9 protein-coding genes are annotated in these 12,794 nt (G+C 58.3%); 8 read left to right on the top strand and 1 reads right to left on the bottom strand.

All coding sequences use genetic code 11. From position 1 onward, the window contains the following. The first annotated feature begins 39 nt into the window (after positions 1 to 39). The 5 genes from RFN28_RS25780 to RFN28_RS25760 all read left to right on the top strand — a co-directional run bounded on the left by RFN28_RS25780 (position 40) and on the right by RFN28_RS25760 (position 5,543). On the top strand, positions 40 to 1,242 hold the full coding sequence (locus RFN28_RS25780) for a pyridoxal phosphate-dependent aminotransferase (protein ID WP_320289998.1): 1,203 nt from the start codon (positions 40 to 42) through the stop codon (positions 1,240 to 1,242). A 46-nt stretch (positions 1,243 to 1,288) separates the two neighbouring features. Further along, positions 1,289 to 2,062: a class II aldolase/adducin family protein gene (locus tag RFN28_RS25775; protein ID WP_320289997.1), complete on the top strand. Its 774-nt coding sequence runs from the start codon at positions 1,289 to 1,291 to the stop codon at positions 2,060 to 2,062. 7 nt (positions 2,063 to 2,069) lie between these two features. Further along, a complete protein-coding gene (locus RFN28_RS25770; RefSeq protein ID WP_320289996.1) occupies positions 2,070 to 3,188 on the top strand; it encodes an LVIVD repeat-containing protein in 1,119 nt (372 codons plus the stop codon). 116 nt (positions 3,189 to 3,304) lie between these two features. Next, the gene (aspA, locus tag RFN28_RS25765; protein ID WP_320289995.1) at positions 3,305 to 4,729 is read left to right on the top strand and encodes an aspartate ammonia-lyase; all 1,425 of its coding nucleotides are present in this window, start codon (positions 3,305 to 3,307) and stop codon (positions 4,727 to 4,729) included. Positions 4,730 to 4,988: 259 nt separating this feature from the next. Continuing rightward, positions 4,989 to 5,543 carry a hypothetical protein gene (locus tag RFN28_RS25760; RefSeq protein WP_320289994.1) on the top strand — a complete coding sequence of 185 codons (555 nt, stop codon included), beginning with the start codon at positions 4,989 to 4,991 and terminating at the stop codon, positions 5,541 to 5,543. Positions 5,544 to 5,745: 202 nt separating this feature from the next. On the opposite strand, the gene RFN28_RS25755 is transcribed toward RFN28_RS25760, so the two are convergent. After that, the gene (locus tag RFN28_RS25755) at positions 5,746 to 6,282 is read right to left on the bottom strand and encodes a hypothetical protein (RefSeq protein ID WP_320289993.1); all 537 of its coding nucleotides are present in this window, start codon (positions 6,280 to 6,282) and stop codon (positions 5,746 to 5,748) included. Between the two features lie 521 nt (positions 6,283 to 6,803). Between RFN28_RS25755 and RFN28_RS25750 the strand changes: the two genes are divergently transcribed. From RFN28_RS25750 to RFN28_RS25740, 3 genes are all read left to right on the top strand, one after another. Further along, positions 6,804 to 8,495 carry a phospholipase D-like domain-containing protein gene (locus RFN28_RS25750; protein WP_320289992.1) on the top strand — a complete coding sequence of 564 codons (1,692 nt, stop codon included), beginning with the start codon at positions 6,804 to 6,806 and terminating at the stop codon, positions 8,493 to 8,495. Positions 8,496 to 8,581: 86 nt separating this feature from the next. Next, a complete protein-coding gene (locus RFN28_RS25745) occupies positions 8,582 to 10,888 on the top strand; it encodes a Dyp-type peroxidase (protein WP_320289991.1) in 2,307 nt (768 codons plus the stop codon). After that, positions 10,867 to 12,609 carry a pyruvate formate lyase family protein gene (locus RFN28_RS25740; RefSeq protein WP_320290043.1) on the top strand — a complete coding sequence of 581 codons (1,743 nt, stop codon included), beginning with the start codon at positions 10,867 to 10,869 and terminating at the stop codon, positions 12,607 to 12,609. The genes RFN28_RS25745 and RFN28_RS25740 overlap by 22 nt, the downstream gene beginning before the upstream one ends. The last annotated feature ends 185 nt before the right edge of the window (positions 12,610 to 12,794 follow it).

The following is a 12,794-nucleotide window of genomic DNA, read 5'->3' as shown; positions in this document are numbered from 1 at the left end:
GCGGGCTCCACCTGATCATCAAAGATAGAGGACCTAACGATGGGAAAGCTTTCCCGGCGGGCCGATGAGATTCGGCCATCTCCAACGATCGGTATGAATATGCGGGCAGAGGAGCTAAGGCGGTCCGGGCGAGATGTGATTCCGCTCAGCCTCGGCGAACCGGATTTCCACACGCCTGAGAATGTCAAAGCTGCAGGCATAGCGGCCATTCAAAAGGACTTCACCAAGTACACGGCGACCGAGGGCTACCGTGCTCTGCGGGAGGCCCTGGCTGCCAAACTCAAGAAGGACAACGGTCTGAACTTCACCTGGGACCAGATTGTCGTCAGTACAAGCGCCAAGATCGTAATCTATTCGGCCTTTCTGAGCATTCTCGACCAAGGCGATGAAGTCATCATTCCCGCGCCGTTTTGGGTCTCATACCCGGATTTGGTTGGACTGGCCGGCGGTGTCCCGAAGATCGTCCCCTGCTCGGATCAAGCGAATTTCAAACTAACGGCCGATCAACTTCAGAAGGCGATCACGCCGAAAACCAAGGCGCTCGTTTTCAACTCACCGAACAACCCATCGGGTGCGATTTACACCGCAAGTGAGATCAAGGAACTGGCCGCGGTTCTCGCCAAACATCCCGACATCTGGGTGGTCACGGACGAGCTGTACGAGCACATCGTTTATGACAACCACAAGGCCAATTCGTTCGCCAGCATCGCGACGGAAATGGCTGATCGGGTTATCACAATCAACGGTTTTTCCAAGGGCTATGTCATGACCGGATGGCGGCTGGGCTTCGTGGCGGCCGACAAACGCGTGATCAAGCCGATGGCTGACTTTATCAGCCAAATGCAGGGTAGCCCCAGCAGCATTTCGCAAGCCGCGGCGCTTGAGGCGCTTACGGGCGATCAGTCGTTTATGGCGAAAAACCGTACGACCTTCCAGGCACGTCGGGATCTTGTCGTTGAACAGGCAAACCGGATCAAGGGGCTTTCCGCCCTGCGCCCGTCCGGATCGTTCTATGCCTACATCAACTGCGACGGATGGATCGGCAAGACCACCGCCGAGGGCCGTCTGCTTGCGACGGATCTGGATGTCGCGGAGGGATTGCTGATGGAAGCCTCGGTGGCCATTGTTCCGGGAACCGTCTTCGGGCTTAGCCCCTATTTCCGGATCTCCTACTCGCTTGAGGTCAATCTCATCAAGGAAGCGATGAGGCGCATCGCCGAATTTGCCGACGGCCTGCGGTAAGCGGACCGTGCCTTGAGCGATCAGGTTTGCAGGTAGCTGGCCATAAATGGAACTGGGTTCGATGCAGAAATTAGCTTCAGATCTCCGCCGCGATATCGTCCTGGCAACCAGAATGCTCGTCAATGAAGGCGTGATGGACGCATTCGGACATATCTCGGCGCGCATCCCCGGCGACCCTGGGGGATATCTGATGTCGCGCGCCTGCGCGCCCAACCTGATCGCCGCCGGGGATATCCTCGAGTTCACCTTGGCATCCGATCCTGCCCGGCACAGGGGAGCGCAACTGTTTGCCGAACGGGTGATCCACGGCGAAATCTACAAAGCCAGGCCGGATGTCATGGCAATCGTCCATTGCCATCCGGCCTCGCTGCTGCCGTTCTGCATCTCGGCAAGGCCACTGGTGCCGGTCTTCCTCATGGGAGCGACGATCGGGCGGCATGTTCCCTTTTGGGATCAGCAGGAAGAGTTCGGGGACACGACCCTGCTGGTGGTCAAGCCCGAAGAGGGGCGTTCGCTTGCGCGGGCGCTTGGCCAGGATTCGGTCGTGCTGATGAAACGGCACGGTGCCACCATCATCGGAGCCAGTTTGCCGGACCTCGTGTTTCGCGCGGTCTATGCATGTCGCAATGCCGACGCCCAGTCTGCCGCTCATGCATTGGGAAATGCGGTCGCTCTGTCCGACGGCGAAATCGAGCGTGCGGGGGCCCTCTGCTCCCGCGCGGGTGGATTTTCGTCCCGTACCTGGGATTTTTGGCAGCATCAGCTCGAGCTCTCAGGGAACGGTCCGGCGCGGAGTGACCCTGTCGGTCGCAGTCGGTGACGACGATATGAGCCAGGTCAACACTAGGTTAGTCCATCATATTGATTGTCCGGGAGGTGGGCAGGTGTGGGCCAATGGCACTACGCTTTACGTCGGCCACATGTATCCCCCGGCAGGCACGTCGATTTTTGACATTGCCGATCCCGGGTCGCCCAGCCTGGTAGCCGCTATCACGGCAAGGCCAGGCTGGCACTCGCATAAGGTGCGCGCGTCGAACGACCTTATGATCATAAATCAGGAAAGCATCGGTGGCCCCGCCGGGGATGGTGGCATCGACATCTACGATGTGTCGGTCCCCGCAAGGCCCAGACTCATCACGCGCTGGCGGACGGGCGGCAGGGGTGTGCATCGTTTCGACTTCGATGGCCGATACGCCTACATATCACCCACCGTCGAGGGATACATCGGCAACATCGTCATGATCCTAGATCTTGTCGATCCTTCTCGCCCGACCGAGGTAGGTCGCTGGTGGATTCCGGGCCAATGGAACGCGGGTGGCGAAGAATATCCCTGGCAAAACTGGGTGCAGCCACGCTGCCATCATCCGCTGCGATGTGGTGACCGTCTATACGTCAGCTACTGGCACCACGGCCTCTTCATCCTTGATATCTCCGACATGTCAAAGCCGCGGCTCGTCTCTGGATTCAACACCAGTCCCGCTTTCCCCCATCCGACACACACCTGCCTTCCCATGCCGCAGACGATCAAAGGTAGGCGGCTCCTCGTTGTGGCCGATGAAGATGTGGCCGAACTTTGGCCGACATCTCCCGCATTCACCTGGACCTTCGACATCACTGAAGAGAAGCACCCGGTACCGATCTCAACTTTTCAGGTGCCGGGGCTTGATCGTGATGGCAATCCCCAATCCGATATGACCGGATGCCATCAGCCGTCCGAGCGGCTGGGGGGAACGGTGGTACCTTTCGCATGGTTTGCGCAGGGGCTGCGGCTGGTCGATTTTGCCGATCCTTTCGCACCCAAAGAAGTTGGCCATTTCGTGCCGGAGCCCGCGCCGGGAGAACATCGCCCGTCATCCAACGATGTTACCTTGGATGATCGTGGTCTGATCTATCTCGTCGACCGTGTAAGGGGCGTCAGCATCATCGAGACGCCGCTGTTCACATGACAGCATCGGAGTTCACACATCGCTTCGGTCGCCGGGGTGAGTAATTCCTCCGAAAAGGGCGTCGCAGACCCGACCAATTGCCGACACAACTGCCTGGAATTTCGCTGGAGCCTGAAATGACCGTCGAGACCCGGATTGAACACGACCTGCTTGGCGATCGTATGGTGCCGGATATGGCATACTGGGGCATCCACACGTTACGTGCGCAGGAGAATTTCCCGATCAGCGGTCAGACGCTTGCCAGCGCGCCGAGGCTCATTCAGGCGCTGGCTTCCATCAAACAGGCGGCGGCATTGGCGAACAACGAGCTGGGCTTGCTGGACAGCAGCCGGTGCAGTGCGATTGTTGCTGCCTGTGTTGAGATCCGCAATGGCTCGCTGCACGACCAGTTTGTCGTCGATCTCATTCAAGGCGGGGCAGGCACCTCGACCAACATGAACGCGAATGAGGTGATCGCAAACCGAGCGTTGGAGATCATAGGCTCTTCGCGCGGCGAGTACCGCCATCTGCATCCCAACGAACATGTCAACATGGGGCAATCGACCAACGACGTATATCCCACTGCGGTTAAGCTTGCGTCATGGTTCGGCGTCCGGAATCTGATCGATGCAATGGCGCTCCTGCGCGGCAGTTTCTCAGCGAAGGCAGAGGAGTTTTCGGAAATTTTGAAGATGGGGCGCACGCAGTTGCAGGATGCGGTGCCCATGACGCTCGGGCAGGAGTTCGGCACCTATGCGTTAATGTTGCTGGAAGACGAAACCCGGCTCAATGAGGCAGCCGCTCTGATCTGTGAGATCAATCTCGGAGCGACCGCAATCGGTACAGGGATCACGGCTCATCCCGCCTATGCCGCGTTGGTGCGCGACAAGCTCGCCGAAATTACGGGCGTCCCGGTGGAAACTGCGATTGATTTGATCGAGGCCACCCAGGATTGCGGCGCCTTCGTGCAGCTCTCGGGGGTTCTGAAGCGCGTGGCGGTCAAGCTGTCGAAGATTTGCAACGATCTGCGGCTGTTGTCGTCAGGTCCTCGAGCAGGCTTGAATGAAATAAATTTGCCCGCACGTCAGGCGGGCTCGTCGATCATGCCCGGCAAGGTGAATCCCGTGATCCCCGAGGTGGTCAACCAGGTGGCCTTCGAGGTGATTGGCAATGATGTGACCATTTCCTTTGCGGCCGAGGCCGGCCAGTTGCAGCTGAATGCCTTTGAACCGATGATTTTTTACAGCATGAATCGCAGCCTGACACACCTAACAGCGGCCTGTTTAACACTTGACGAAAACTGTGTGCGCGGGATTACCGCAAATCAGGATGTGCTGCGCGGATATGTCGAGAACTCGATCGGGATCGTCACCGCCTTGAACCCCCACATTGGTTATCACAACGCGACGGAGGTCGCGATCGAGGCGCACCGGACGGGCCGAGGCGTTTATGAGCTCGTACTGGAACGAGGCCTGATCTCCAAGGAGCGTCTGGACCTGGTGCTCCAACCAGTCCACATGACTCGTCCATATTCGCCGGACCACTCCGATATACCGGCATAATATACTGGCCAGAGAGCCTCCTGCTGCCTAACGCTCGAGCGTTCCCCTCAGAGGTGCTCTTCAGACTGTGTAAGCCTTGGTACGAGGTGGGCTGGAGGGTAAGGACAGCCTTCTTAACTAACCATCCGAAAAGCGGACGTTCCGATGATACCAAAAGCCGTCATTCGGCCGCATGTAGGCGGCACGGTGAATTGAGGAGGCGATTTACACCTAGAATCTGTTACAGGACCAAACTGGAGGCGATCGGGGGAGACGGATTTTGAAGAAGGCGCATTCCAGCAACATAATCCGCGCATTTTTTGCGCGAAGCGACTACCTGGACCGCATGACGTTGAGGCCGCTGAGCCACATCACTTTAAGTTGGGAGGTGCAGTGGGATCTCGAGAGCGAAAAATACGAGCCCGAATACGACAGCTTCGCCGACGATCTAAATGTGGTGATCGAGCAGTTGGCGAACTGCGCAAGACCCGCTTCATACCACTCGCATGAAGACCAGCTTGCCGAGAACACACTTCGCCTACTCAAGTGGCCGATACAAAAGAAAAAGGGGCGCTGGATCGGTGCGGACTACGCCGCCATCCTAGAGCAAGGCGCGTTTGGAGAGATGTCAACCTTGATCTCCGCCGCCTGTGGCCGCGTCCATGCCGCTATCGACCATGGGCAGGCACATTTCGACGAGATGGAAGATGGCCATCTTGTCATGCTTGCCGCCTTGATCACGATCATCATTTATCATCGCGATTGTAACGGAACGTCGTTGAGATTGGCTCTTCCCGACCCTAACGCGTTGGACGGAGCGGTTGTCGCGAGCTGACGATTCTTAAGATCAGTCGCACCACGGACTGGGGGATGGAGGGCAGCGGTTTCCGGAACTTTGGTACGCCTCGGCCTGCGCCAGCCGCGTCTGCGACAGTCGCTTAGTGACCCGACTGATGGTGCGGAACAGATCGCACGGGGTCGCCGACGGCAGCGATCAGCTTCGGTAAAGCAGGCGTTAGGATAGCCGAAAAATGCGTTCACGCTGCCTGCACTTCGCGGTCGTCGATCGGCCGGTACCCGATCCAGTCAGCCCATAGTTTTACGAATACTAGGAATTCGTCCTCGGTTGTGATGATTAGCCTGTAAGTCTCTGATTTGGCGCGCTGTGCGTCATCCTCTTCATACCGAGACAAGAACGCGAGATAATGCAGCATATCGCCCTCGCGCTCCTGACCGTCTTTGTTGAGATAGATAATATTGCCGTGCGCAAGCGCGTTTCGAACGATGCGCAGCACTTCGCTTGCCGTTTTCCTCGGTAAGAAATCTTGGGCGCCTTGCGCAAACGGGTGCTTCCCGTCCCGAGCGATCCAATGCTCGACTGAGTTCACGTTGGCCACGATGTGCGATTGACGCCAGCCGACAGGTGCCCGACCGCCCCAGAACGGGGCGTTGACGAACTTCACCTTTTCCAACCCATCAACTAATTGAGTGATAGGGTCATCCACCGGGCGGTGCAGGAAATGCTTCGTTTTTGCGCGCTCAAATGGAATGGTGAGAACGGCAGCTGCCGCCAACAATGAAAATGACCCGATGAGTCTCCGATCGCGAGCGTAGCCTTCCACTGACCTTATTAGCTCAAGACAACGGATCGGATACTCGGCTGCGAGTCTTTCGGAATGCCCACGAGCTAACTCCATTTATTATATGATAGCGGAAAATATCATATGTAACGCAGCCGTGCTTGGCGCGCTTGCTCGCGGCACTATTGGCGACTCTGCGACGCAATGTCGCCGCTCCAGCCGTCCGCAGATGATCCTGGAAGCCGCCATCCGTCATCTGGAGATGGATCCTAATGATCCAGCAACAGATGGAAATAACCTAGCGGTCCGCTCTACAGGCCAAAGTGCAATGAAGCGCGCGCATCTAAAAGGATCGACTTTGTCCTTGCTTGAGGGACAATAATGAGCAATCCTCAAATGCTTGGGAGAGAACTGACGGCCTCACCTTTAGGGCGTGGGCGTAGATTTTCGGTAGATCATCGACGGATAGTGACCGGGCGACATGTGTCCGCGCTGATTGAGAGGGGGTTTGAAATATGCCTTCCGATCGTGACAAAACCGAAGCTATCGCGCCCCGCGAGGCTCTGCCGGGGCCTGAGGCGGTTCAAGCAGTGATGGACGCGGAAAAAGCCCGCTTCGACCTGCCTGGCGTCATCAAAATCTACGCAGGATGGCATTTCGAAGATCGCTGGATCACCCATCAGCGGGCGATCGTCGTCTATGTCCACAAGGAGTTTTTCGAGCCAGTCAAGGCGCAGTTGCCCGACCAACTCCAGGGCTTTCCGATCGAATATGTGGTCGCCCCCAAGCGAAAGAAGAAGTCGGCGGGTGATGAAGCGAGCGGGGCAATTAAGTTTGATGCGACGGCTGACTTCGTCGTGCCCATATTGCGCGAGGAGGATTTGCAACCGTCCTTTCCGGGCGAAATCCTGTACCATACGACGCCGGCGCCGCTCCACATTAAGATCAGCGATCTCTGGGTAGCGGCCCGTCCCGGCAACAGGATTCGGTATGAGCCCCCGGCTGGCGTCAGCCTCGCCGAACGCGAGTTCGAGGTCGAGGAACTGACGGTCAATATCAGTCCGGAACAAGGCTGGGCGTGCCTCAAACCATTCCTGGCGGCGACGGAACGCAATCTGACTGTCGGCATGTACGAGTTTACGGCGCCGCACATCGACACGCTTGTTTGCACCACGATGGCGCAGGGGGGCCGCACGCTTGAGCTGGTCCTTGACTCGCCAAGCGAGCCTCTGGGTAAGCGTGAGCAGACGGTCGAGGACACCGACCAGCATTTGAAAACGACGATAGGACAGCGTCTGGACTTTGCCTGGGCGCTTTCTGGACAAGGCACTGAATCGCCCGCCAACGAATTCACCACATCGTACCACATCAAGGTCGCGGTGCGTGATGACGTCAGTTTCTGGCTATCGAGCGGCAACTGGAACACCAGTAATCTGCCTGATCTCGATCCTGCCAATGTTGAAGAGGTCAAAGATAGTTTTTCGCATAGCGACCGCGACTGGCATGTGGTGTGCCGTTGCGACGAGCTCGCCGGCATCTTCAAAGCTCATATCGAAAACGATTTGAAGGTCGCCAAGAAAGCCGCGCATTCGGGGTTCCTGTCAGCGACGTTCGGCGCAGAACGCTTGAAATCCTTGGCCGACGAGACGCCGGATCCGCCCAAAGAGCGGCCGCACCGCCCGGCGAAACTTTTCGGGCCAAAAACAATCAGCGGGAAAATCACGATTCAGCCGCTGTTGACACCCCAAGCTTATCGCGAACCGATAATCGAGTTGATCAAGAGCGCACGCAGGCGCTTTTATATGCAGACCCAGTACATACACACGGGCAGCGACGGGGCGGGCGAGGATCGCGCGCCTATTGATCACATGGCCTTGATCAGCGCTGTCGCCAAGCTCTATCAAGACGGCTGCGACGTACGCATCATTACCAGCGAGTATCAGTCGCGCATGTGGATCGACAGCCTGCAGAATGCGGGCGTCGACGCCACAAATTGCCTCAAGATCCAGCCCAACGTCCATAACAAGGGCATCGTCGTCGATACCGAGACCTCAGTGATAAGCAGCCAGAACTGGTCGCCAGCCGGTACCGAAACCAATCGGGATGCGGGACTGCTCATCCGGAGCCCGGAGCTGGCGATTTATCTTGAGGAAATATTCTTGCACGACTGGGAGCACCTCGCACAGCAACGAATCGCCTTTGATTGAGGGTGCGAGCGCGGGCGGATGACAACTCAAAAATGACGTGAGGGGGCTGCACCATGGGAGATTCCTCGTCCACAGACACTGGCTCGTTGCCGGTTATCGACTTCTTCGACGTCAAGCTCGACGGCGGCGACACCACAAGGCCCGGTAAGGAGTGGACGCTGCTGGCTTGGGGCCCCGATCGCAGTCCGGAAGATATCCTTCGAGCCCGCGCCAACGCAACGCTCAGCTGGATGCAGCCCGGGCTCATTTATCCCGCCCCTCATCAATGCAGACTTTCTGTCGCAGCCCTTCCCGACACGGTCGATCGCGCCGTCATTGCAGATCTTGTGTCCACGATCCGCAAGCAGATTCACAATGAGTTTGGTGGAGTTCGCGGGAGTGTCTGTGTCGGCTTTTCGTTTCGAACCTGGGCGCGGTTTTGCAAAGCCGAAGGCCGCCCCGTGCCTGAAGGCATGCAGTTTGCCGAACCCGGCCCCGATGACGACGTACCCGGTGTGCTGAGCCGAGCGGCCGCACTTCACGCAAGCGGCGCTCAGGTCTGGTTCCTCATCAAGGCTGACAGCGCCGATGCCGTGTCGGTTTTGGCCGATCGGGTCAGCAAGGAGCTGACCGCGCTTGGGATTACCGAGGAGCCATGGCGTGTCATAATGCGCAGCCGGACCAATCCCACGATACCCAAGGGTGGCATGGGCGGCCGTATCATCGGCGGCCGCTTTCAGGAAAACCTGCGCAACCCGACGGCGCCTGTCGAGATCCTCGAGCACGTCCTGATCGGCGACGAGGATCCCGCGAGCATGGGCGGAGCCTTCGTATTCACCCAGCGGTTCAACCTCAATTGGCCGGAGCTGCATTCCAAGAGCCCGACCGAGATCGAAACGCTGATCGGCCGCCATGTCGTCACGGACGGTCTTATCCAGACATTGGACAAGCGATCACACGTCCAGGCGTCGCACGCGCATGATGCTACGGGCAATACGATCAAGCTGTTGCGCATCGGCCTGCCGTTCGGCTTGCGTGAAGCTAGAGATGAAGCGACGCCGCTGATTGAAAAGGCGGGATCGAGCGCTGTTACCGACGAGGCCGGGATCTACTTTATTGGTATCGCGCGCTCCGCGTCGCGGATCGAAAGCGTGTTGCAGTCGCAGTTTGGCGGCGCCGGCAGCAGCTTTGCCCATGACCGGATGCTCTCGGGTAGTATCGCCCGCTCGGATTTGGGTGGCTTCTTCTACGTGCCAAGCGTCCGCGAACTCGGGGCCGCTGCGCTTGTCGAGGACTTGACGGCGAGAAGCGCGGCCGGGTTCTCAGGCTGGTCCAATTTTCCTGCGGTCGATTGGAACCGTCTGAACCGGCACTACGATTTGCGGTCGAAAAATGGTCGCATGTTCTACAACCATCAGGATTACCTGTTTTCGGTCGGAACGGGGCAGGGACCGGCAGATCAGCCAGCGCTTTCGCTGCGCATTCAGTTCCTCTTGGAGCGACTGTTCAGCAAATGGGACGATACCTGGTACCGCGCACAAAAGCCGGCGGAACTCGATCCCCTTCGGCCACAATTGGTCAAGTTCCTGTCGCAGCCCCGCAATTTCGCTGCGCGGCAGGAGCTGTGCGCCGCGGCCGGTGTCGACTCGGACGGCAAGGATGCCAACCATAAGGCTGCGGCCTGGATAATGGGTAAGTCCGCCACGATTCGTTCGGCGTGGTCGGTCCGCTTGCTTTGCAACTTGGCCAGCCGCATCGACGGCATTGGCCATCGGGGCGACGGTGGCATGGACACCTGTGACATTCATCCGCTCGACCTTCTGGCTGGCTCAATGCCGGCCCAGTCCCTCGCGGAAGGCCGGTACCTGATCGACTATACGCGCGACGATGATGATGAGGACGAGCGATTTAAATGGTACAGCATGTCGCTGGGACCTAATTCGGGTGTCGGCCATGTCGTGCCCGGCTACGAGGAGCTTCTCCAACTTGGCATTGGCGCGATGCGGCAACGCATCGATGCTGCTCAGGTAGCGCAGAGCCCGTCGTCTGATGCCGCTGCTCGAGCGGCCGCCACGTTCTACGACGGCGCGCGGCTGGCGCTCACCGGGTTGGCTGAATATCTGACGGGCTTGGCTGAAACCGTTGTAGCCAAGGCCGCGACCTATCCGGAAAGCTCGTTCGAACATGAAAGCCTCGGTGCGCTTGAAGGACGTTTGAGGCGGCTGGCACAAGGGGAACGTCCTGGAAGCGTTCTTGAGGCGCTACAGCTATTGCTGGCCAGCCATGCTTGCTTGCATCTGTGCGGCGAACCTGTTGCGATCGGGCGCCTTGATCGAATGATCCGGCCATTTGTCGAGGAAGAGGGGGTCTTGGCGATGACGCCTTGCAGGAGATGGTGGACGCATTCTGGCTGAAGATCGGTGAGAAAGTCCTGCTCAACCGCATCTTCCTCGATGATCGGCAAGAGCAAGGCAATCTCGCCATGGGCAACCGCGCCGGTCCCTACGCAAAGGGTCAAAGCGTCAATCAGTGGATTCAGCAACTCACCATCGGCGGTAAAAACCCCGACGGCAGCTGGGAATATTCGCAAGTGACGCTGGCTTGCCTTCGCGCTGCTGGACGGCTGCCTTTTAATGCGCCGGTCCTATCTCTTCGCGTATCAGCTCACATGCCCGGAGAATGGCGCGAAAAACTGCTGGCGGAAGCCGCCAAAGCACAGCTGAGCGGCGGGGCGTCACCGATCCTGTTGAACGATGACAAGATCATCCCCGGCATGGCCATGTCCTGCGACAATATCGGGCCACGCAGAAGCGACGACTGGGGTGACCTCTGGAGTTCGAAGGTGCGGGAAGAGGATGCTCACAACTACGCTTGCGACGGCTGTTATGAGCCGCAGTTCGTCGGGGCCAACTGGTTTCATCTGGGCGGTATGACGTTACTGCAGCCTCTCGAATATGCCCTTAATCAGGGGCGATCGATCCAGTCGGCCGGCCCTGTCGACTTACTCGGCAAGAACATGTCGTTCCGTTCCAAGCCGGCGTCTGAATTTAAGGACTACTTCGAGCTCGAGGCGGTCTTCCTCAAGCACTTTGAGTGGCTTTTTGCCAGGCAAATGGAATCGACTGTCGGTGACTTTGGGCGGATGCAAGACGTGTGCCCGTCCCCACTTCTCAGTCTCTTCATAAACGACTGCCTGGCGAAAGGACAAGACATCTACGCCGGCGGCGCGCGCTATAACGTATTCGGACCATGTTTCACCTCGCTCGCCAATACCATCAACTCGCTATGGGCAATTCGCAGCATGTGCTTTGGCGAGGAAACGGCCGTCACCAGCCTCGGTGAGCTGGTTGCCGCGCTGCTCTGCAACTGGGGCGAAAACATCATTGACCCGCTGGTCCATCCCGCCGTCATGGCGACCGACACGGTGAGGACCGAGGAAGCGACGAGGCGCTTCAGGCAATTGCGCGAAATCGCATTGTCGCTCCCGCGCTGGGGCCGCGGCGATTCTCAAATCGACCCGTTCGGCAACCGGATCTGCGAGCGAATTGCGACCATTTGTGTTGAGGTAATGACCAAGCCACGATCTGGTTTAAGTGACCAGTTCAAGAAAGCGGCGCAGCGCTTCGGGACCGAGAAGCAACCTTTTGGCGGTTTTTGCATGCAGCCGGGCGTTGGCACTTTTGCGAGTTATGTAGAAAATGGGCTGGGCTGCGCTGCGTCAGCCGATGGTCGGCTATCCGGCCACGCGATTGGCACGGACATGTCGCCGGCTCCTTCTCCCATAGATCGGCCCGCGCTCCCCTCGACGCGTCAGTTTGCCGATGCAGTCAAAGTACTTGATGGCGTACGATCTTCAGCCGCGTTTGGTTTTGCTAACGGTGCACCAATTGACCTGAATATTGAGGAAGGAATGGCCATCGATAGGCTCATGGAAATTCTTTCGGCATTCGTTGACGGAGCCGGGTCCAACATTTTGACGGTGACGACTGCTGATCAGGAGACATTTCTGGCGGCTCCTGGCGCGCCCGAAGCGCATGATCTGGTCAGGGTGCGTATGGGCGGTTGGACGGAGATGTTCGTCGCGATGCATGCCTTGCACCAAAAGGTTCACCCGCGCAGGCCATACAGCACCTAGCTCTCATGTTCCCTGTCAAGCAGAGGGCGAGAGGAGATCGGCTGCTTGGCAGGTTTTGCGAAGCAGTCGGATCGTGAAGCTGCACAGGGCTGGGGGTGGAGCTCAGAGACGACGGTTGATCAGACTCTCATCCGCGGGTTGGGTACCGGCCTTCCGTGTCTTCGTCTCGGGGCTGTCCTCGGTCT

The sequence above is a fragment of the Mesorhizobium album genome, assembly GCF_033977205.1.
Lineage (GTDB): Bacteria > Pseudomonadota > Alphaproteobacteria > Rhizobiales > Rhizobiaceae > Mesorhizobium > Mesorhizobium album.
Note: the sequence above shows the minus strand (reverse complement) of the source record. Positions and strands in the feature narration are given on the sequence as shown.